Genomic DNA, 21,315 nt, shown 5'->3' on the forward strand with positions numbered 1-21,315 from the left:
TTCAAATATTCGCTTTCGCTCATGTTTCTCCCCTCCTAAAAAAGATTTGGATAGACGTTTATTTATTAATTGTCATTTTTCTTTTTTTCTAAAGCTTTTAATATTCTATCTGCTGTTAATGGTAATTCATCTACATTCACCCCAAGTGCATCATAGATGGCTGAAGCTATTGCAGGAGGAACAGAAATCATAGGATGTTCTCCAACTCCTTTTGCACCAAATGGAGAAGATTCTTCGAATGTTTGCACGAAATCGTATTTTATTTCATCAGGAATATCAGCAATAGTTGGGATTTTGTAATCAGTGAAGGATACAGTTAATGGATATCCCTTATCGTTATACTTTACTCCTTCAAATAGAGCAGGTCCCATACCCTGAATCATTCCACCAACTACCTGCCCTCCAGCTGTTATTGGATTTATAATTGTTCCAGCATCAAAAACACCAACCAATTGAAGCATTTTTAATTCGCCAGTATCAAGATCTATTTCAACTTCGGCAGCTTGAGCCCCGAAAGTCCATTCAGCAGCAGCATTCCCCTGTCCTGTTTCAAGATCAAGATTGGTTAGCATTTCAGGAGTGAAACTTCCTCTTCCAATTACAGGGCCGCCTATCGAATGACCATCTGGGTAGGTATATCCCATAACAATGTCTTTTAATAATATATATTTTTCTGGTCTATATTTAACATATACTCTATCATCCTCGACTTCCAAATTGTATGGTGCAACTCCAAGTACCTGTGAAGCTATATTTTTAATTTGATTCAATGCATCTTCAGCAGCTCTATATAAGGCATTTCCTACTGTCCATAATGCTCTTGAGGCAACAGTTTGCCATTCATATGGATTAACGTCTGTGTCAACTGGCATAACAAAATGTATCTTATCTGGTGATATATGTAAGGCATCAGCAGCCATTTGGGTAACAGCAGTATTGAAGCCCTGACCGATTTCCTGAATACTTGCCTGTAATGTAACTGTTGCATCTTCGTGGAATTTAATTATTACTGCAGAACCAGCATTAGTAGGCATGGCAGGAGCTTTTACCAAGCCGGCAATACCTTTACCTCTAACCTTTCTTGAATTTTCTGGTTGTTCTGATTTTTTATCGTATTCTATTAATTCAGCTGCTCTCTTTAAACAGGCCTCAACATTGCCTGTATCATGGTGTATTGTTTGCCCCATTGAATTTGTTAATCCTGGTTTTAAAACATTTTTAAGTCTTAATTCTAAAGGATCTATTCCCAATGTTTGTGCAACTTCATCTAAATTTCTTTCTGTTGCCCAATGTAATTCACCATGTCCAAAACCTCTAAATGCTCCTCCTAAGAAATGATTTGTATAAACACCATAGGAATCTGTTTTGAGGTTAGGAACATAATATGGCCCGGGTAATGTATAACCAGCTGCTCTAACAACATTAGTTCCATATTCTGCATAAGCGCCACCATCGAAAATTAAAGTAGCTTCCATAGCAACTATAGTACCATCTTTTTTTACACCAGTTTTTATATGAGCGAACATTCCCTGTCTTACAACAGTTGAGATATCTTCTTCTCTTGTGTATACCAGTTTTATATGTCTTCCCTTTACTTTTTCTGATAAGGCTATTACTATACCTTCCATGTTAATACCAGCTTTTCCCCCAAAACCTCCACCAACATATGGAGCAATTACTCTAACTTTGTGTCTTGGTAATTTAAATGCATATGCAATTAAATTTCTTAATGTAAATGGAGATTGAGCACTTGACCAGACTGTAAGCTTTCCATCATGTTCCCAATAAGATATAGCAGCATGTGGTTCAAGTGGAGCGTGATACATTTGAGGTAAAGAGTAGTCTCCTTCAACGATAACATCAGCTTCTTCAAAACCTTTTGTTACATCACCTTTTCTTGTTTTGTGGTGATGAAATACATTTTTCTCTGGTTCAATATTATAAATTGGTAATCTTTCATAATTTGCAAGATCAGGATGTATTAAGACCTCACCTTTCATTGATTCTCTTGGATCTTGAACGGTTGGTAATTCTTCATATTCAACTTCTATCAATTCAACAGCTCTTCTTGCAATTTCTAATGTGTCTGCTGCAACAGCAGCAACAGGTTCTCCTACATATCTAACTCTATCAGGAGTAATAATAGGCCTATCTACTAAATATATTCCCTGTCTATATGGAACATCTTTTCCGGTAACGATAGCCCTTACGCCTGCTAAAGCTTCTGCTTTTGATGTATCTATTTTTTTAATTATTCCATGAGGAATAGGACTTCTTTTAACTGCGGCATATAGCATATTTGGAAAGAACATATCTGTCACATATTTTGCATGTCCGGTTACTTTTTCAACTCCGTCAACTCTATTCATAGGTTTTCCAACATATTGAAATTTTATTGGTGATTGATATTTATATTTCATTATTCTGCACCTCCCATTTTCTGGGCAGCCAATTTTACTGCATCAAGTATTACTGTATAACCAGTACATCTACATAAGTTTCCTGCTAATCTTTCAACAATAACTTCTTTAGTAGGATTAGGTACTTTTTCAAGCATGGCTTTTGTTGACATTATAAATCCTGGAGTACAATATCCACATTGGAATGCATTTGTTTCTAAAAAGGCTTCTTGAATAGGGTGTAAATTATTTCCTTTTGTTAAACCTTCAACTGTTTCAATAACTGCACCTTCAGCTTCTGGTGCAAGAACCAAACAGGAATTAACTGGCCTTCCATTATAAATTACAGTACATGCACCACATTCGCCATTTCCACAACCTTCTTTAGCACCTGTCAAATATAATTTTTCTCTTAAAACATCAAGGAGGGTTTCGTTAGGTTTTACATCCACTTCTACATTTTCATTATTTACAGTAAAAGTAATTTTCATTATAATCCCTCCTTTATCATTTTCATTTCCCTTAATAATTTTATTGGTAATATTTTAGCCATTCTTTTCCTATATTCTGCTGTTCCTCTTGCGTCAGTTATTGGGTTAACGCTATCATGGATAATTTGAGCAAATTCTTCTACATTTTTCATTGTTAGTTCTTTACCCTTTATAAATTCCTCAGCTTTAAATATCCTTATAGGTGTTGGCGCTACAGAAGCCAGAGCTACTCTAATATCTCGTGTCCCATCTGGATCAATAATCGTTAAAGCCATTCCTATTGTTGAAAGGTCTACAGCTTTAATTCTTGAAACTTTGTAATATCTTCCTATATTTTCACCTTCGAAAGGGATATGGACAGATTTTACTATTTCGCCTTTTTCAAGGACAGTTTTTCCAGGTCCTGTAAAGAACTCAGTGATTTTTACGGTTCTTTCTCCGTTTTTAGATATTAAGTTTAATTCTGCATTGTAAGTTAATAAAGCAGGAGCAGTATCGGAAGCAGGTGAAGCATTACATAAATTGCCAACAACAGTACCTCTATTTCGTGTTTGATAACCACCAACCACACGAATTCCCTGATAAAGTGTAGGATAATACTCTTTAACATAATCAAATTCCTCAATTAAGACGTTTAATTTTAATCCAGCACCAAAAGTTAATCCACTTTCTTTTGAAAAGTCAACATGAAATAATTCATCAATACTTTTTAAATCTACAACTAATTTTGGTTTAACTCTACCTGCACGCATTTTTACGATTAAGTCAGTTCCACCGAGAATAGGATATGCATCATCTTCATTAAGCGCGTCTAAAGCTTCATTAAGCGTTTTAGGTTTAACGTAATCATAGCTAAAAGTAATCATGATTTCCCTCCTTTTAAAATAAAATCAAAAACTTAAAAAAGTTTTTTTATATAACGGATATTAACTTGTTATGAATATATTATATGCTTATTTTCTCTATATTACAAGTAACATAACATAAAGGAATATTTAAACTATAAATAATAATCAGGTATAATCTTATTTAATCAATTGTAATTTCTCATTAAAAAGAAAATTTTCATTTTCTTTTTTAAAAAAGAAAAAAGCGCCATAAAGGCGCTTTTGAATTATTCGTCCAAACTTTCTATAAACTTAAAGTCAACAGGAACAACCTGTGAAACTCCATATCTCATTGTGATTCCATGAAAAATCTCTGCAATTTCCATCATTAATTTATTATGGGTAATAATTAGAAATTGTGTTTTGTCAGAATGTTTTTTTATTAGATTAGCTAATTTTCCAGCATTGATATCATCAAGTGGTGCATCGATTTCATCGAGTAAATAAAAAGGACTGGGATTTACATTCATTAGTGCAAATAAAAATGCAGAAGTTATTAATGCTTTCTCACCACCAGAGAAAAGTTGCAATTTTGAAAATTTCTCCCGGGTTTTTTTACAGAAATTTCCACACCTTTTTCAAAAGCTTTTCCATCGCCTACCATTTTTAAAACGCCATCGCCACCAACAAATAATTCTTTTATAAATTCACCAAATTTTTGATTTACCAGATTAAACGTATTTAAATATTTTTCTTCAGCTTCATTATCTATTTTTTCAATTCCCTCTTTTAATGTTTTTATCGATTGTAAAATATCTTCTTTTTGTTTGTGTCTATCATCCAGTTCTTTTTTTACCATTTCATATTCATCTAATACCCCAAGATCTACACTTCCAATGTGTTTTAAAGCTTTTTTAATATCTGATATTCTTCTTTCTAATGCTAAAATTTCTGCCTCTGATAGTTCCTCGTAAATAAAGTCTTCAGGATCAATACCTATATTTTTGGCTTTTTCCGTTAAAAATTCTCTTTCATGTTTTAAATTTTGAATGTCCAGATCTAATTGGTGGAGGAATTTTTTAACTCATCGATCTTATCTTTTAATTCATTCTTTTTTAATTCATATCTTTCAAGTTCATCAAATTTTTCGCTTTTTCCTTCTCTACTCATTTTCATCATTCTAAATGCATCTTCTATTTCTGTATTCATTGACTTTATTTCTTTTTCGTATTCACTAAGGTCCACCTTTTTTTGTTTATATCTTCTTTTAATTCTTTTAGAAGATTATTAATTGATTCTATTGTATTTTTTATTGTGCTGATGTTATTTTTTATTTGTGAGTATTCATATCTATAATTGCTAATTTTTTCATTGATGGAATTTTTATAAAGATTTAATTCATTTAATTTTGCTATTTTTAAGCGTAATTCTTCATGGATAGATTCATTGTTTTTTTCTATATTAGCAATATTTTTTTCTAATAATGTAATCTGTTCTTTACTTTTTTCAATTTCAATATCTATATTTTTCAATTCTACATTTATTTCCTCTTCACGTTCTTCATATGAGTCTATTCTACTGATAATTTCATTGTATCTTTTTTGAGATGAATCATAATTATTTTTAAATTCTTTATATGAATTTGCTCCATTTAGTCTATTATATTTTATTTCATTTAATTTCTCTTCGAGTTTTCTTAATTCTAAAGAATTCTTTTTATATTCATATTCTATTTTTTTCAATTTTTCTTCATATTCATTAATTTCAATATTCAGCTCTTTTAATTCATCTTTTAATTTTTTCAATTCTCTTTTTCTTGTAAGTAACAATGTTGGATTGTTTCCTTTTAATATACCACCTGTAATAGCACCAGAAGTATTGATTATTTCACCATCTGTAGTCGCTATAGTTAAAGATATATTTCTATATCTATTTTTGATATTTAAAGCAGTATTTAAGCTATCAACTACTATTGAATTGCTGAAAACATAATGAATAGCTTTTTCATATTCTTTGTTATATTTTATAAGATCAATTATATAACCATAAAAACCAGGTTCATTTTCCAGTTCTTTATATCTTCTAACTCTGGAAGATATCAAATCAAGCGGTAGGAATGTAACTCGACCAGCTTTTTCTGCTTTTAAATAATTTATATATGAAGATATATGATTTGAATTTTTTACAACAACATTTTGTAATCTATATCCTGCAATCATTGTTACTGCGGTTTCTAATTCTTCAGGCACTTCAATTAAATTTAGCACAACATCAATTAAATTATCTTCTTTATGAAATGCTTCGAAAAGTTTTTTTATAGCAAATGAGAATCCCTCATATTCAGTAATTTGTAAAGAGAGATTTTGTATTTTTCTTTCGGTTAAATCTTTTTCATGTTTTAATTTTTGTAGATAATTATAGGTATTTGACAACTGTGAATGCAAATCTTCAACGAGATTTTTCTTTTCATATATCCTGGTTTTCATATTTTCTTCTTTTTTATTCATTGAGTCCAATTCTGTTTCAAGTTTTCTTAACTCTTCATCTAAGGATTTTATACGTTTTTCAAGGTTTGTTTTTTCAGTATTTAAAAACTTTAATCTTTCTTCTTTATCTGCTAATTCATTAATTAATTTATTTTTTTTATTTTCTAAATCCTTCATATGGTGATTTGCTTTTTTTATATTTTCTTTTAATTCAGTCAATTTATGCATTTCTTCTGAAATTGAATTTTCAATTTTCTTTTTTTCATTTTCTATATTTTTAATTTCTTCAATATATTTTTTGATTTCAGTATCGTATTTGCTGAGTAAATCTTTAACTTCTTCATATCTTTTTTCGTTTTTTTGAAGGTCCTCCTCAAACTTTTTCTTTTCCCAATCTTTTTCAACGATTTTTGAATTTAATTCATTTATTTCCTTTTCTAATCTTGATTTCATCTCTTCATAAGATTTTAATCGTTGTCTGAAATTTTCAATCTTTTCGCCATATATAGAGAGTTGTTCTTCTTTTTCTTCTATTTCCTTCTTTAGTTCTTTATATAATCGTTCAATTTCAAAACTTTCAGAAAGATAAATTTTTATCTGTTCTTTGTTTTCTTTGATAGAATTTTCAATTTCTTTTATTTTCCTGTCTATATCAAGACTTTTTGCGCCAAAATATTTAATTCCAATAGACTTCATTTCTTCATTATATTCAACATATTTTTTAGCCCTTGATGCTCTATTTGAAAGAGAACGAACCCTTTTTTCAACTTCATATAATACATCATTTAACCTTTCCAGATTTTCTTTTGTTTGATTTAACATTTTTAAGGCAATTTCTTTTTTATTAAGGTATGTTTTTATACCTGCGGCGTCTTCTATAATTACTCTTAATTGTTCAGAAGAAGCAGAGACGAGTTCTCTTACCTGATCCTGTGAGATTATTGAATAAAAAGATTTTCCTACTCCAGCGCCTCCGATAATTTCAAAAATATCCTTTAACCGAGCATTTTTATTATCGATTTTATATTGCGTTTTTCCATCAGCGGTCAATATTTTTCCTATATTTCTAATTTTTCCATTATCATCTTTTATTTTTAGAAAAACTTCAGCTTTCTTTGCAGGAGGGAATTTTTCCGAACCACTAAAAATAACATCAGCTTTTTCTGATATTCTAATTTGCTTTGAAGATTGTTCACCAAGAAGCCATCTTATAGCATCTACTATATTGGATTTTCCAGAACCATTTGGTCCAACTATACTGACAATATTTGAATTTAAATTTAATGTGGTATTTTTTGCAAAGCTCTTAAAACCTTTAATACGCATTTCCAGTAAAATCAAAGTTATAACCCCCTTACATCTTTTTATATTATATCATATTTATACTTTTTAGACACCATAATTTCATATTTATACTTTAAAATTAAAAGTATGATGTAAATGTGTTTATAATAGACTGAGGAGGGAAAATTATGGAAAGATTAGAATTTTTTACAATTACTGGTGAAGATGGAAATGAATATAATTTTATGTTTGTTGAAGAATTAAAAATTGATGGTAAAAAGTATTGGATTTGTTATGAGGCTTTCAAAGAAGAAGATAGTGAAGACATTGTTTTAGGAGATACTGTGGCTTTTAAGGTTAGCGAAAATAATGGCGAACTATTTCTTGATGCAGTAGAAGATGATGATGAATTGGAAAAGGTCGAAGAAGAATGGAAAAAGATTATGGAAGATGTTGATATTGATGAAAATGAAGATTTTATAATGATTGATGATGAAGATGAAATAAAAGATAATAATGAAAATTAATTTTTAAAAATATGGGGGTGTTGGAGTTTAATAAAGAAAAGTTATTTGATATTAAATTCTTGATTGAAAACTTTGATAAACCTATTTTTGAAAGAAATGTGAAGCTATATAGAAAAAATAATATACAACTACAATTAACTTGTATTCTTACTTCTGATGATCCAGGAAGTATTTCTTATGCTAAGGGAATAAAAAATATATGTAGAAGATATAATGTTGATTTTATTTTAGAAAAATGTGAGAGTAAAAAAGAATTAGAAGAAAAAATAGATTTTTATAACAACGATAAGGATACTGACGGTATTATTGTTATGTATCCCACACCTTTTGAAGTAAAAGACACATATTTTATGAATCTTATATCTGTTGAAAAGGATGTGGAGGGATTAAATCATGAATATATGGGGTATCTCGTTCAACATGAGTTTTACAGTGATAAAGAGAATTTAAGAAAATTAATAATCCCTCCAACGGCAAAAGGAATATTATATGTTTTAAAAAGAAATTATATTGTATATGAAAATTATTATAAAAGTCATGGTAAGTATCCTGATAATTTAAAAGAAAATCCATTTAATTTAGAAGGTAAAAAAGTTGTCGTTATCAATGATTCACTGGCAGTAGGACGATCATTGGCTTTGATGATGTTAAATGAAAATGCAAGTGTGAGAGTATGTCAGAAATATACAGATTATGATGATATCTTGAAATTCGTATCTATTTCAGATATTATAATTTCTGCAGTTCCATCAGAAAAATTCAAAATTCCAACAAAATATATTCCAGAAGATTCTATAGTTTTTGATATAGCCTTTGAAGGGAATTTTGAATATCCGGATATTTTTAATAAAGTATATAAAATATCTCCAAAATGGAATCTGGTGGAAAAAGGTAATAGAATTAATGATATGACATTACATAGACTGATTTCTAATTTATTTTATCTTATAAATAGGAAGTTACCTTCAGAAGATCTTGTGGAATTAAAAGAATTTGAAAGAAATATTCAAAAGGTGGGGATTTGAGTTGAAGAAAGTATTTTTTATTACATTAATAATAATATTCTCTTTAATAGTATATGGCTTTGATTTTTCTATAAGAATAGATGATAATATAAACAATGTAAAAACATATCAGGGAATAACTTTTAAAATAAATCATAATTATAAAGGATTTACATTTTTAGGAGAACTTAACGCATATAATGATGGGAAATATAAATCCTCCATGGGTGAAACGTATTATAAAGGTTTTTATTTTTATATGAAAAATGGTGGGATAATACTGGATTTTGATAGATATAAAGTATCTTTTGGGCGATTACAGCATTACGATATTGTTGATTCGCCTTATTCGCTTTTTATTTCTTCAAAAGGCTTGCCTGCAGTTATACTTGATTTTAATTATGAAGATGATAATTTTTTCTATGAAACGCGTTATATTGAATTAAATAGGGAATCTACCATTGGTTATCCTGATAGAGGAGCAAACTTAAAAACATATGGTATAAAATTTGGTAATTTTAGATTTGCATATGAAGAATCTGCAGTGTATGTTAATACGTCATTTGATATTGAATATTTTACCAATGTTATTCCAAACTTTTTTATTCAATATGTGAATATTTCATATGGTAAACCATGGACTCATGGGTATAATGCAAATTCAATAATGGGTTTTTCATTGGATTATACAGATAATAGTCATTATTATTATGGGCAAATTCTCGTTGATGATATTAATACCAATAGGATATTAGCTCCAGATTCATATCAAAATCCTGATAAAATCGCATGGAGTTTTGGAGGAAAAGTAAAAACAAACTTTGGAGAATTTGGATTATATAGTGCAGGAGCAACAAAATATACATTCCAACCTTCTGGAAATGGGCAAAATCTTTATTATGGATATACATATTATCCAGATGTAACTTATAATTATAATGGTGAAAGAACAATATTACCTGAAGAAAATTATATAGGATATTATAATGGAGAAAATAATTTAGCGTTTATGGGAACATATTCTAATAATCTGAATGGAAGTATTATTAATAGTTCATTGGAATATGTTATATCAGGAAGTAAATCGCCAGCGAATCCATGGGTGAATATGCAACATGGAGTGAAGGTGGTCAGGGTACAAAATTTTTGGATGATGATATTTTAGAACATAAATATGATTTTAATATAAATATCGATTATTCAATTTATGGGTTGAAAATATATAATGGATTAAACCTGAGATATACGAAAAATAAATTGGAGTTGGTTGATACAGCGGAGACTGATAATTATGATATGAAGATATTTAAGCCATCAAATGAAAGTGAATTTTATTATAATATAAAACTGGGTGTTGAATATAAATTTTAAAAGGCCTCTGTGTGAGGCCTTTAATTTTCTTTATTCAATTTTGCAAAGTATAATAGTTCTGCTTCTATAAATCCGTCTAATTCGCCATCTAAAACTGCATCAGCATTAGAAGTTTCATAATTTGTTCTATGGTCTTTTACCATTTTATATGGGTACAACACATAAGATCTTATCTGATTACCCCAGGATATATCCTTCATATCTCCCATGAGTTTTAATTTTTCTTCCATCTTTTTTTGCATCTCTAATTCAAATAAACGAGCTTTTAATATTTGCATAGCAGTTGCTTTATTTTGGTGTTGTGATCTTTCATTCTGACATGCTACAACTATACCTGTTGGTAAATGTGTGATTCTAACTGCAGAATCAGTTTTATTAACGTGTTGCCCACCGGCTCCACCAGCTCTGAATGTATCTATTTTTAAATCGTCTGGTCTTATTTCTATATCAATATCTTCATCTAATTCAGGTGTTACAGAAACAGATGCAAAAGAAGTATGTCTTCTGTTAGCAGCATCAAATGGTGAAACTCTAACCAATCTGTGAACACCGGATTCATACTTTAGTTTCCCATATACAAAAGAACCATTAATTTTTATTGTAACGCTTTTTATTCCTGCTTCATCACCTGGTAAATAATCTATTATATCTATTTTATATGAGTTTTTTTCGGCCCATCTGGTATACATTCTCAAGAGCATATCAGCCCAATCATGTGATTCTGTTCCACCGGCACCCGGGTGAATAGTTAAAAATACATTATTTGAATCATATTTTCCGGATAATAACATGGCTAATTCAAACTCTTTTACTTTTTTTTCTATTTCCTGTAATATTTCAAGTGCCTGTTCGTCCATTGTTGGATCTTCTTCACTAAATTCCATAGCAACTTCAAGGTCTTCAAACAATCCCTGGAGGTTATTAAATTCCTCTCTTTCATTTTTTAAATGCTGCAATTCTCTTGAAATTTTTTCTGCTCTTTTTTGATCATTCCAGAAGTTGGGATCTGTCATTGTATTTTCCAATTCATTTATTCTTCTGGTAGTTTTTTCTATATTAAAAAGATTTTTTAAATTATTGAATTTTTCATGTAACTCCTCTATTTTAACTTTAACCTCATAATCAAGCATTGTTTCACCTCTTTACTCTAATTCTTTTATGTGTTTTTTTCTTTTCTTTTCTTTTTTCTGCTCTATTAATAACGCTGCCATCATTGTGAACAAAATTTAATTGATTAATTTTTTTCTTTGTTTCTTCTTCTTCTTTTGATGTATCAACTTTTATAATCCTCAATAGATAAGATACTGTATCATCATAAATTGTATTTATTAATTCTTCAAACAAAATATAAGATTCTTTTTTAAATTCCATAGCAGGATCTTTTTGACCATAGGCTCTTAAACTAACTGCTTCTTTTAAGTGTTCTATTGCTTCAAGATGTTTTCTCCATCTTTCATCAATTATTCTTAACATTATGAATTTAGCAATTTTTTGGAATTCTTCTCCAAATTCATCTTTTTTAGACTGATATTTATCCATAGTATTTTAAATACTTTATCTTTACATTCTTCTATATTTGCATAATCAATTTTTTCAACAACACCAAAAGCCAATAGTTTTTTTGAGAGTTCTTCTTTATTCACTAACTCTTCTTCGTTAATTGATGATTCTACCAATCTATCTACAACATCTTCAAATATTTCTTTTAAGTGTTCATCATAATCATCCTGACCAAGAATCCAATCTCTGTGAGAATAAATGGAAGCTCTTTGATAATCCATAATAGAATCAAGTTCAAATAGTCTTTTTCTTATAGAGAAATGAATTCCTTCAACTCTTTTTGAGCGTCTCTTATTATTTTACTCAATATTCCATGTTCTATAGGTTGTCCATCTTCGATTTTTAAGGTGTTCATTATATTTTTTAATTTGTCTCCACCAAACAGTCTTAATAGGTCATCTTCAAAAGATAGGAAGAATCGTGATTCTCCAGGGTCACCCTGCCTTCCAGAACGTCCTATTAATTGATTATCTATCCTTCTACTTTCATGTCTTTCAGTACCGATAACATATAAACCACCTAATTCAACAACGCCTTCACCTAACTTAATATCAGTACCTCTACCTGCCATATTTGTAGCTATAGTTATCATGCCTTTCTGACCGGCCTGAGCTATTATTTCAGCTTCTTTTTCATGATATTTAGCGTTTAATACATTATGTGGAATACCTTCTTTCTTTAGCATATGACTTAGTAATTCACTGGTTTCAATAGAAGTAGTTCCAACCAACATAGGTTGTCCTTTTTTAAATCTCTCTTTTATTTCATTGATAACAGCATTCCATTTTTCTTTCTGGGTTTTATATATTAAATCGTTTTTATCTTTTCTAATAACAGGTTTATTTGTAGGAATAACTACAACTTCACAATTGTATATTTGTTTAAATTCATCTTCTTCAGTCTTTGCTGTACCAGTCATTCCAGCTAACTTTTCATACATTCTAAAATAATTCTGGAATGTGATTGTTGCGTATGTTAATGATTCTTCTTTAACCTTTACTCCTTCTTTTGCTTCAATTGCCTGATGCAATCCTTCAGAGTATCTTCTGCCATGCATAAGTCTTCCAGTAAACTCATCAACTATAATAACTTCTCCATCCTGTATGATATAGTCTTTATCTCGTTTAAAATAATGTAAGGCTTTTAATGCATTTAATGTATGAAATAAAAAATGTATGTTTTTTGGATCATATAAATTTTCTATACCAAGCATTTTTTCCAATCTGGATATTCCTTCATCTGTAAGGATTACAGCCTTGCTTTTCTCATCTAATGTAAAGTCTTCATCTCTTCTTAATTTTCTGGCTATTGATGCGAATTTTGTATATAAGTGTGAAGGTGTATCAGATGGGCCAGAAATAATTAATGGTGTTCTCGCTTCGTCAATTAAAATACTATCTGCTTCATCAACTATAGCATAGTGATGGCCTCTTTGTACTTTATCATTTAGATCATAAACAAGATTATCTCTCAAATAATCAAATCCAAATTCATTAGCAGTTCCATAAGTTACATCGCATTGATAAGCTTTTTTTCTGTCCTCATTATCCATGCCAGCCTGAATAAATCCAACAGATAGTCCTAAAAATTCATATACCGGACCCATCCATTGTGCATCCCTTTTTGCAAGGTAATCATTATGTGTAGCCAAGTGAACGCCTTTTTCAGTTAAAGCATTTAGATATACTGGCAATGTTGCAACTAATGTTTTACCTTCACCTGTTTTCATCTCAGCAATATTTCCTTCATGTAATGCCAGACCACCATTAATTGAACATCAAAATGTCTCATTTTTAAAACTCTTTTTGCTGTTTCTCGTACTACTGCAAATGCTTCAATTAAAATATCATCTAAAGTTTCACCGTCTTTAAGTCTTTTTTTAAATTCATCTGTTTTTGATTTTAATTGTTCATCGTTTAATTTTTCAAATTTTTCTTCTAAAGCATTTATCTTTTCAACAATTTTTTTGTATCTGTTCAAAATTCTTTTATTCTTATCGAAAATCTTTGTTAAAATACTCATTTAAACACCTACCTTAATATTATTTTCTCAATAAATTTATTATTATCAGAAGCATTTATTATTATAAATTCACCAGGAACAGAATTTCCTATATATTCTTCAAAAAAGAATTAATGTTGGAATACCATATATATAATATATTTTTTGGTATATCATTTGAACTAAATATTTTTATATTTGAGAATTTTCTGGAATTTACAATTAAATATTTCATTAGTGATGGGGATATTGATGAAATAATCATTTTATTTTCATTTACATATAAATATAAAGGGAATAGATATTTTTATAATAAATACTATAATAATAATAATTTCCAAGAACTTTTTTCCTAATACCCAATGCTTTATTTTTTCTTCTATTTTTTCCAGATTTACTTTCCCAGGAATAATAATAGATAGCCCATCACCCTTCCTGGAAAAATACTCACTTAAATATAAATTACCATTATTTTCAATTGCAGATAAAATATATTTTAAAGAATTCTGAGAATAATTGTCCTGTGGGACAAAAATCCTTGAAATGACGTTATATATTTCAGATGGCGAATTAAGGCTTAAAAAAATTAATGAATCACCGAAAATTTTATACTCACTATTGAATTTTGAAATATTTATAATTTTTAATGAACTATTGATATTAATAATTATTTCCTTGTTCGAATAATTAATTCTTACATTACCAGAATCATTTTCTGAATATTTTGACATATATGCTTTTTGAAATGGTTCTATCAAATAGTTAAACTTATTATTTTTAAAAGAAATGTATATAGTATCTTTAATCTTTGATTTTAAAGAATTAAAATCATCAAGCAATTTAAATATTTTTTCAAGAGAAATATTATTGTTGTATAAAATAATATGTCCACCTATAGTATATATTTTTAAATTGAGATCTTTTATAAAATATTCTCCATTTATATATTCTACCTTATAACTAAAAAGATTTTTTATCAAATTAATTAATTTTTCTTGATTATTGTAATCTGTTATTATATAACCATTAAAATTCTTCAAAAATTTAATGATATCCTGTATGGGATTTATCCAGAAAAAATTTTGAATATCAAATGAATTATTGGATATAATTAGAAAATCTGATGAGATCAGATTTTGAACATCTTTTACTTCATTTTCATTAAGATTTTTGTTAAATATTCATATAATGATTCCTGACCAGCACCTTCTTTTGAATATAAATATCTAAAAAATGAAACATTATTATATAAATTGTGATAAAATAATTTAGGGTTGTGAAAATAGAAATAAAAATCATAATTATTTAATAAATTAAAGGAAAAAATGAATATTTGAAATAGTAAAAATAGAAATAATAATATTTTTTCATGTAATCACCCATTTTCTGTTATAATAATTATAACAGAAAAAATTTTTTTAATTATTTATGTCTTAAAAATTTAATTACAATTTAAATAAGGTGATAATTATGGAGGTTAATATTCGGGAAAAATTAAAATTATATGAAAAATATATAAATAACACTCAATTTGATATTGGTTTTTATTTTTGATTGAGAACATTAGTAAATTTATTGAATCAATAGATGTAGATATTTATATTTGTGAAAATCCTGATTTTGTACCGGAGAATTTATTCAAAATCATCAGAATATCAGGAATTTTCAATTTTTTTAGAATAAGAAAAATAACCATTTTAAAAGGAGTTAAAAGACAACGAGTGGAATTAGTATATAAAGAAAAAATTTTAAAATTAAACTATGAATTATTGCTAAAATCTGAAAGCGAAATAATGTATCATATTATTTCAAAAGCATCTCCTTTAATTTCATTAGAAATGGTTTCAACCTTATTGAAAGGTAGTGGCTTATCATATGTAATGCTTAATTCAAGAGAATTTTTAGAAGAAGCTGCTAAAAAAGAAACAAATATAGATAAATTAATATTTATTTATTTAACTGCAATTACTGTAAATATGGGAGGAGCTTTTAATAGAGCTATATTATTTCAAAAAAAGGAGAAAATTATGAAGTTTTCAGAGCATTAGGATTTAAAGATGAAAAAGAAGCACATGAAATTTGGAAATATATGGAAGAAGCTAATATAGATTTTAAAGAAAAAATAAAAAATTATGAAAACAGCGAGTATTTTAGCTCATTGGAAAAAGAAATAAAAACATTTAAAATAAGCGAGAATACTATATCAAAAAATCCTTTATTTGAAGAGATGTTAAACTCTGGTAAAGCTATGCATATTCCTGTATCCGTTTTACCTGCTGAAGTTTCAGATGCTTTAAATATTATTGGTGAATGTGCAATTTGTTCTTTAAAAAGTGAAAACAAAGATTTTGGTTTTTTAATAGCAGATAATAGATATAATCTTAAACCTATTACGAGAGATCAATTATATATTCTGGATTATTTTTCAAAACAAACAGTAATTTTATGGGAGAATAAATTATTTATTGATGCTTTAAAATTTGAAGCAGAAAAAGACTTTTTGACAGGTTTTTATAACCGAAGAAGCCTTGATAAATACATAGAAACAATGACATTAGCGATTAAAGAAAATATGGAATTGTTTTTATAGATCTTGATGACTTTAAAAAGATTAATGATACTTTTGGGCATGACAGAGGAGATGAAATTATACAGATTTTTTCTAATATTGTATTGAGGAATATTAGAAGGGAAGATAAACCTTTTAGATATGGCGGTGATGAATTTGTTTTGATTTTTGATTCGATAAATAATGAAAATTTATTTGATATTATTTTCCGAATAAATAATGAATTTGAAAAAGAAACAGGATATACATTCTCATCGGGCGGAACTATATGCAAAGAATCATCTAAAATATATCAATGTTTGAAGAAATCTGATGATTTGTTATATGAAGTAAAAAAAGCTTCTAAAGGAGAAATATTAATTAAAATATAACCAATGGAATAAAAAATAAAACTCATTCAAGACGCTTGATTGCTTTTCTGAAAAAATCATACATTCCCAGCGGTCGTTCAGATTTTGCTTCCATGCAAAAGCTTCACTCAAAAAAACATCCTGTTTTTTTGACCGCTTCCATTCATGATTTTTTCAGGCAATCTGCGAGTCTCCTTTCGTTTTATTTTTTTATTCCTTTTATAATTTATTTCCTTATATTATATTTTGAACTTACAGATATAAAAAATGACACCATAATGAGGTGTCAGATATTGTTTTTTATTAGTATATCAATTAATTCCTCGAAAGATAAACCATAGGCATATGCTGATTGAGGTAAGTCGCTTAATTCAGTCATACCTGGAATAGTATTTGCTTCAAGTATATAATAGTTATTATCTTTTATGATAGCATCAATACGTGCAAAATCTTTTAAATGTAATTCTTTAAAAATTTGTTTGAAATCATTTTTAATTTTCTCTTCTAATTCTTTATTGATCCTTGCAGGTACTTCAAATTCTGTCAGACCTTCTGTATATTTCGCTTCATAATCATAAAATTCTTTTTTTGGCTTGATTTCAAGTATTGGAAGTACAATGATCTCCTTATTTTTTTCTATAATACTAACAGAAATTTCTCTGCCCTTTATGAATTTTTGAATGATCATCTCACCATAATTTTTCAATTCTTCAATTAAAAATTTATTATATTCCTCAATATTATGACAGATATGTATTCCCAAACTGGACCCACTTTTTCTTGGTTTGATTATCAAAGGAAATTCAAAAGGCGGAGTTATATATTTTTGTGTTGAAACGTATTCTGGAATAGAGAAATCCTTCTCTATTTTTTTCATAAAAACTAGTTTATCAAATGTTTGTTCAGAAACGGTTGAATTAGAACCAATATATTTGACACCTAAGGTTTCTAACTTTTTTTGTAATGTGCCATCTTCTCCTTCAAATCCATGAACTACATTAAATACTAAATTTATATTTTTATATTCAGATAAAAATTTGTTTAAATCATATTTTAAATCATATTTAAAAAGGTTATAACCAAGTGTTTTAATGGCATTTTCAACATTTTGAGCACTCAATATAGAAATATCTCTTTCGTTTGAATTTCCGCCAAATATTAAAGCAATATTATAATTCATTCAACTCACTCTCTTTAAAGTATTTCTTTTCTTCTGGGCAATATAACATTTCTTCTTTATTCTTCTTTTTATAAAATAATGGTCCATTACATGAAGGACATCTATAATCAGACGGTTCATCCAGAACATTTCACCACATTCAGAGCATTTAAAATAAATTTTTCCTTTTTTGCTTTTAAGTTTATGAACGGTACTACCACATTTAGGACATTTTCCTCTTGCAGGTAACGGTGCAGTATATTTGCATTCTGGATAATTTGAACATGCAATGAATTTTCCAAATCTACCATTTTTTATAATTAAATCTCCACCACATTTAGGACATTTTTCTCCTGTTTTTTCTTCTTTACCTTTTTCAACTACAATATCCTCTTCATTTAAATGAACTATATTATCAATGGTAACACCTAAAGCGCTTTTTGGAATGCTCTTGTTATCGCCACATTCAGGACATTTTAAGAATAATCCATATCTTCCAAATTGCAATTCCATTTCTACATTGCATTTTTTACATTTTATATTGGACTTATAATAGAAATCAAGTGCTTTTTCTTTCATTTTTTGTTCTGTATTTGTTAGAAACTTTTGAAAATCATTATAGAATTCATTTAATAAATCTTTCCAATTCATTTCTCCGGATTCAACCTTATCAAGACTTTCTTCCATTTTTGCAGTAAATTTAATATCAACAATTTCCGGGAAATTTTTTTCTAATAGATCGGAAACAATAAACCCAACAAGCGTAGGAATTAAATTGCTTTTTTCTTTAATAACATACTTTCTGTTAAGTAAAGTTGTTATTATCGTTGCATAGGTTGAAGGTCTTCCAATGCCTTTTGCTTCCATTTCTTTTACCAGTGATGCTTCTGTATATCTTGCTGGAGGTTTTGTTTCATCTTTTTCTGTTTTTAATTCTATATCTTTCAATTCACCTTTTTCAGGTAGTTCATATTCTTTTTCACTGGTAGAAGAAGACCAGAATTTTTCAAAACCTTCAAATTTTCTTTTTCTTCCAACTGCTTCGAATGTATATTTTTTTGAACTATCTGTTATGGAATAAGTTTTTTCTGTATATATTGCTGCGGATGATTGAGAAGCAACAAATCTATTCCATATTAATGTGTATAATTTTAATAAATCACCAGAAATAAGTTTTTTTGCATTTTTTGGATCGATAAAAACATCTGTTGGTCTAATAGCTTCATGGGCATCCTGGATTTTCTTTTTTGATTTTTTAACCTTAAATGTTCCTGTATAATCTTTTCCGAAATTAGAATTTAAATATTCATGAGCTTTTTTTGAGCTTCTTCTGAAATTCTGGTAGAATCTGTTCTCATATATGTAATGAAGGCTATAGGGCCTTCAGATGTATCAACACCTTCATATAATTTTTGAGCAATTTGCATGGTTTTCTTTGACGACCATCCAAATTTTGATATTGCACTTTGTTGTAATGTACTTGTTATAAACGGTTGAGGAGGATTTCGTTTTATATCCTTTTCTTGAACATTTTCAACAAAAAAGAAGCATTTTCTAAATCTTTGAGTATTTCATTTTTCTTTTTTCATTAATACTATCTTTTTTAAATTTTTTTCCATTGACTTTTACTAATGGGATTTCTTGATTCATATATTTCAAAAAAATCTTATAAAATTCTTTTGGTTTGAATTTAAAAATACTTCTTTCCCTATCTACCAACAATTTTAAAGCTGCAGATTGAACTCTTCCGGCACTTGTATTATAATCCTTTAATATCCTCCATAATATGGGACTTATTTTATAACCAACAATTCTATCAAGAATTCTTCGAGCCAGTTGAGCACCAACTTTTTTATTATCAATTTTTCTGGGAGATTTTATGGATTCTAAAATTGTGTTTTTTGTGATTTCTGAAAAAACTATTCTATTCTCTTCGTTTTCATCTAATCCGAGTAAATAGCTTAAATGCCAGGCAATAGCTTCACCTTCTCTATCCATATCAGGTGCGAGATATACTTTTTTACCCTTTGTTATTTTCTTTAAATCAGAAACGACTTTTTCTTTACCCGGCATTAATTCGAATTCTGGTTCGAATCCATTTTCTATATCAACACCGAATTTTTTTGAGGTAAATCTCTAATGTGCCCCTTTGAAGCAACTACTTTATAATCAGCTCCAAGATATTTTTCAATGGTTTTTGCTTTTGCAGGAGACTCAACAATTACGATATTTTTAGCAGTTTTTGGCATTATTTATCCTCCATTTTTGTTATTTTTATTTTTCTACCGAGATTTTTATTATAGTCTGTCCAATGTTCATTATTTGATTCTTCAATATGACTTTTTACCTGTTCAACTTTCGAACTCAAATTGTCGGCAAAATGTAATATAAACGCTTCAATTGTTTTGGGTAATATAGGACTTCCCCATTCTAATTCACCATGATGCGAGGCAATCATATGTAAAATTTCATCTAATATATGTTTTGGAAAATTATTTATTTTTTTAGAATAATCAGAAACCATATGTATTCCTAATGCTATATGTCCTATTAATTCTCCCTCATCTGTTTTTTCAATGCCAGCAGGAGTAATTTTGTATTCTCTAGTTTTTCCAATATCATGAAGTAATGCTCCAGCAATTAATAAATCTTTATTTACTATATTTTTATAATTATCAGCTATAGAGTTACACAACTTCGCAACATCAATAGTATGTTCTAACAATCCATGTTTGTATGCATGATGGACATTAATAGCTGCAGGAGCATATGAGAATGAATCTGCAAACTTTTTATCTTTTAAAAAAATATATTTTAACAACTCTTTTATATATTCGTCTTTTATAGCTTCAATAAAAGAAATTAACTCGGTTTTTAATTGATGAACATTTTTTTGAGATGATTTAATAAATTTCTCTGGATTTATATCATTTTCTGCCAATTTACATATCTCATAATTCTTTTCTACATTTAATTGTAATCGATTTTCAAAAACTACAATCTTACCTTTCACTTTAATAATATCTCCAATATTGATTTTTTCTGAATTTTCTTTAGCATTAAACCAATCAATAGCTCTTAATGTACCACTTTTGTCACCTATTGTAAAAAGTAAAAATTCTTTTCCATCTTTTGTTGTTTGAAGTCTTTTACTCAAAACTTTTCCTTCAATTTCCTTATTATCATTTGGTTTGAGATCAGAAATATAAACTTCCTCTATTATTTCATTGAATATTTGCCCTTTTTCTTTTAACAGGTCACCAAGATTTACACCATTATTTTTCATT

General features: G+C 28.4%; 21 protein-coding genes and 3 pseudogenes. 7 read left to right on the plus strand and 17 right to left on the minus strand.

Annotated elements, in window-relative coordinates:
* Positions 1-65: 65 nt before the first annotated feature.
* The 7 genes from DJ007_RS05835 to DJ007_RS05860 form a co-directional block, all read right to left on the minus strand.
* A complete protein-coding gene (locus tag DJ007_RS05835; protein ID WP_206076157.1) occupies positions 66-2,420 on the minus strand; it encodes a xanthine dehydrogenase family protein molybdopterin-binding subunit in 2,355 nt (784 codons plus the stop codon).
* Complete coding sequence (locus tag DJ007_RS05840; protein WP_129408728.1) at positions 2,420-2,890, minus strand: (2Fe-2S)-binding protein; 471 nt, start codon at positions 2,888-2,890, stop codon at positions 2,420-2,422. The genes DJ007_RS05835 and DJ007_RS05840 overlap by 1 nt, the downstream gene beginning before the upstream one ends.
* Positions 2,890-3,756, minus strand: coding sequence for an FAD binding domain-containing protein (locus DJ007_RS05845; RefSeq protein ID WP_129408729.1), 867 nt, complete (start codon positions 3,754-3,756; stop codon positions 2,890-2,892). The genes DJ007_RS05840 and DJ007_RS05845 overlap by 1 nt, the downstream gene beginning before the upstream one ends.
* Before the next feature lie 248 nt (positions 3,757-4,004).
* Positions 4,005-4,247 carry a hypothetical protein gene (locus tag DJ007_RS05850; RefSeq protein ID WP_240739311.1) on the minus strand — a complete coding sequence of 81 codons (243 nt, stop codon included), beginning with the start codon at positions 4,245-4,247 and terminating at the stop codon, positions 4,005-4,007.
* 26 nt (positions 4,248-4,273) lie between these two features.
* Positions 4,274-4,576: a hypothetical protein gene (locus DJ007_RS05855; protein WP_129408731.1), complete on the minus strand. Its 303-nt coding sequence runs from the start codon at positions 4,574-4,576 to the stop codon at positions 4,274-4,276.
* Between the two features lie 200 nt (positions 4,577-4,776).
* A complete protein-coding gene (locus DJ007_RS14655; protein ID WP_165974038.1) occupies positions 4,777-4,926 on the minus strand; it encodes a hypothetical protein in 150 nt (49 codons plus the stop codon).
* Between the two features lie 5 nt (positions 4,927-4,931).
* Positions 4,932-7,544 (minus strand): SMC hinge domain-related protein, encoded by a 2,613-nt coding sequence (locus DJ007_RS05860; RefSeq protein ID WP_129408732.1) that lies wholly within the window; start codon positions 7,542-7,544, stop codon positions 4,932-4,934.
* 131 nt (positions 7,545-7,675) lie between these two features.
* Between DJ007_RS05860 and DJ007_RS05865 the strand changes: the two genes are divergently transcribed.
* Genes DJ007_RS05865 through DJ007_RS05880 form a run of 4 tightly spaced genes read left to right on the plus strand, consistent with a single transcriptional unit; the run spans position 7,676 to position 10,389 of the window.
* The gene (locus tag DJ007_RS05865; protein WP_129408733.1) at positions 7,676-8,014 is read left to right on the plus strand and encodes a DUF1292 domain-containing protein; all 339 of its coding nucleotides are present in this window, start codon (positions 7,676-7,678) and stop codon (positions 8,012-8,014) included.
* A gap of 20 nt (positions 8,015-8,034) precedes the next feature.
* Complete coding sequence (locus tag DJ007_RS05870; protein ID WP_165974039.1) at positions 8,035-9,039, plus strand: bifunctional 5,10-methylenetetrahydrofolate dehydrogenase/5,10-methenyltetrahydrofolate cyclohydrolase; 1,005 nt, start codon at positions 8,035-8,037, stop codon at positions 9,037-9,039.
* A 1-nt stretch (position 9,040) separates the two neighbouring features.
* Positions 9,041-10,183: a hypothetical protein gene (locus DJ007_RS05875; RefSeq protein ID WP_129408735.1), complete on the plus strand. Its 1,143-nt coding sequence runs from the start codon at positions 9,041-9,043 to the stop codon at positions 10,181-10,183.
* A complete protein-coding gene (locus tag DJ007_RS05880) occupies positions 10,165-10,389 on the plus strand; it encodes a hypothetical protein (protein ID WP_129408736.1) in 225 nt (74 codons plus the stop codon). The genes DJ007_RS05875 and DJ007_RS05880 overlap by 19 nt, the downstream gene beginning before the upstream one ends.
* Before the next feature lie 20 nt (positions 10,390-10,409).
* Here the strand turns inward: DJ007_RS05880 and prfB are convergent, their stop codons facing one another.
* The 4 genes and pseudogenes from prfB to DJ007_RS05895 form a co-directional block, all read right to left on the minus strand.
* Positions 10,410-11,519, minus strand: coding sequence for a peptide chain release factor 2 (prfB, locus tag DJ007_RS05885; RefSeq protein ID WP_129408737.1), 1,110 nt, complete (start codon positions 11,517-11,519; stop codon positions 10,410-10,412).
* Between the two features lie 4 nt (positions 11,520-11,523).
* A pseudogene (locus DJ007_RS20030) lies at positions 11,524-12,170 on the minus strand (hypothetical protein).
* Positions 12,171-12,247: 77 nt separating this feature from the next.
* A pseudogene (gene secA / locus DJ007_RS18960) lies at positions 12,248-13,971 on the minus strand (preprotein translocase subunit SecA); the annotation flags it as partial.
* A gap of 251 nt (positions 13,972-14,222) precedes the next feature.
* Positions 14,223-14,990, minus strand: coding sequence for a hypothetical protein (locus DJ007_RS05895; protein ID WP_129408738.1), 768 nt, complete (start codon positions 14,988-14,990; stop codon positions 14,223-14,225).
* Positions 14,991-15,500: 510 nt separating this feature from the next.
* On the opposite strand from DJ007_RS05895, the gene DJ007_RS05900 reads away from it, so the two are divergent.
* From DJ007_RS05900 to DJ007_RS05910, 3 genes are read left to right on the plus strand one after another with little or no spacing between them, the layout of a single operon-like run.
* The gene (locus DJ007_RS05900; protein ID WP_129408739.1) at positions 15,501-15,998 is read left to right on the plus strand and encodes a hypothetical protein; all 498 of its coding nucleotides are present in this window, start codon (positions 15,501-15,503) and stop codon (positions 15,996-15,998) included.
* Positions 15,999-16,039: 41 nt separating this feature from the next.
* Complete coding sequence (locus tag DJ007_RS05905) at positions 16,040-16,540, plus strand: hypothetical protein (protein ID WP_129408740.1); 501 nt, start codon at positions 16,040-16,042, stop codon at positions 16,538-16,540.
* 20 nt (positions 16,541-16,560) lie between these two features.
* Complete coding sequence (locus tag DJ007_RS05910) at positions 16,561-16,890, plus strand: GGDEF domain-containing protein (RefSeq protein ID WP_240739355.1); 330 nt, start codon at positions 16,561-16,563, stop codon at positions 16,888-16,890.
* A gap of 265 nt (positions 16,891-17,155) precedes the next feature.
* Here DJ007_RS05910 and DJ007_RS05915 read toward each other — a convergent pair whose 3' ends face one another.
* From DJ007_RS05915 to DJ007_RS05935, 6 genes and pseudogenes are all read right to left on the minus strand, one after another.
* Positions 17,156-18,049 (minus strand): D-alanine--D-alanine ligase family protein, encoded by an 894-nt coding sequence (locus DJ007_RS05915; RefSeq protein WP_129408742.1) that lies wholly within the window; start codon positions 18,047-18,049, stop codon positions 17,156-17,158.
* Positions 18,050-18,715 (minus strand): topoisomerase DNA-binding C4 zinc finger domain-containing protein, encoded by a 666-nt coding sequence (locus tag DJ007_RS20035; protein ID WP_368359573.1) that lies wholly within the window; start codon positions 18,713-18,715, stop codon positions 18,050-18,052.
* 3 nt (positions 18,716-18,718) lie between these two features.
* Positions 18,719-19,542 (minus strand): annotated as a pseudogene (locus DJ007_RS20040) (DNA topoisomerase); the annotation flags it as partial.
* Positions 19,543-19,582: 40 nt separating this feature from the next.
* Positions 19,583-20,101 (minus strand): DNA topoisomerase, encoded by a 519-nt coding sequence (locus DJ007_RS05930; protein ID WP_206076159.1) that lies wholly within the window; start codon positions 20,099-20,101, stop codon positions 19,583-19,585.
* A gap of 29 nt (positions 20,102-20,130) precedes the next feature.
* Complete coding sequence (locus DJ007_RS15660; RefSeq protein ID WP_206076161.1) at positions 20,131-20,277, minus strand: toprim domain-containing protein; 147 nt, start codon at positions 20,275-20,277, stop codon at positions 20,131-20,133.
* Entirely contained in the window at positions 20,277-21,314 is a 1,038-nt protein-coding gene (locus DJ007_RS05935) for a 3'-5' exoribonuclease YhaM family protein (RefSeq protein WP_129408745.1), read from the minus strand. The genes DJ007_RS15660 and DJ007_RS05935 overlap by 1 nt, the downstream gene beginning before the upstream one ends.
* Position 21,315 lies beyond the last annotated feature (1 nt).

It is taken from the genome of Marinitoga lauensis, from assembly GCF_004135675.1.
Taxonomy (GTDB): Bacteria; Thermotogota; Thermotogae; order Petrotogales; family Petrotogaceae; genus Marinitoga; species Marinitoga lauensis.

What these genes read in the sequence shown, in the direction of transcription:
- DJ007_RS05835 (WP_206076157.1), bottom strand. Translation starts at nt 2,420, where the DNA reads ATGAAATATAAATATCAATCACCAATAAAATTTCAATATGTTGGAAAA.
- DJ007_RS05840 (WP_129408728.1), bottom strand. Translation starts at nt 2,890, where the DNA reads ATGAAAATTACTTTTACTGTAAATAATGAAAATGTAGAAGTGGATGTA.
- DJ007_RS05845 (WP_129408729.1), bottom strand. Translation starts at nt 3,756, where the DNA reads ATGATTACTTTTAGCTATGATTACGTTAAACCTAAAACGCTTAATGAA.
- DJ007_RS05850 (WP_240739311.1), bottom strand. Translation starts at nt 4,247, where the DNA reads ATGAATGTAAATCCCAGTCCTTTTTATTTACTCGATGAAATCGATGCA.
- DJ007_RS05855 (WP_129408731.1), bottom strand. Translation starts at nt 4,576, where the DNA reads ATGGTAAAAAAAGAACTGGATGATAGACACAAACAAAAAGAAGATATT.
- DJ007_RS14655 (WP_165974038.1), bottom strand. Translation starts at nt 4,926, where the DNA reads ATGAATACAGAAATAGAAGATGCATTTAGAATGATGAAAATGAGTAGA.
- DJ007_RS05865 (WP_129408733.1), top strand. Translation starts at nt 7,676, where the DNA reads ATGGAAAGATTAGAATTTTTTACAATTACTGGTGAAGATGGAAATGAA.
- prfB (WP_129408737.1), bottom strand. Translation starts at nt 11,519, where the DNA reads ATGCTTGATTATGAGGTTAAAGTTAAAATAGAGGAGTTACATGAAAAA.
- DJ007_RS05905 (WP_129408740.1), top strand. Translation starts at nt 16,040, where the DNA reads ATGGAAGAAGCTAATATAGATTTTAAAGAAAAAATAAAAAATTATGAA.
- DJ007_RS05915 (WP_129408742.1), bottom strand. Translation starts at nt 18,049, where the DNA reads ATGAATTATAATATTGCTTTAATATTTGGCGGAAATTCAAACGAAAGA.
- DJ007_RS20035 (WP_368359573.1), bottom strand. Translation starts at nt 18,715, where the DNA reads ATGGAAGAAAGTCTTGATAAGGTTGAATCCGGAGAAATGAATTGGAAA.
- DJ007_RS05930 (WP_206076159.1), bottom strand. Translation starts at nt 20,101, where the DNA reads ATGCCGGGTAAAGAAAAAGTCGTTTCTGATTTAAAGAAAATAACAAAG.
- DJ007_RS15660 (WP_206076161.1), bottom strand. Translation starts at nt 20,277, where the DNA reads ATGCCAAAAACTGCTAAAAATATCGTAATTGTTGAGTCTCCTGCAAAA.
- DJ007_RS05935 (WP_129408745.1), bottom strand. Translation starts at nt 21,314, where the DNA reads ATGAAAAATAATGGTGTAAATCTTGGTGACCTGTTAAAAGAAAAAGGG.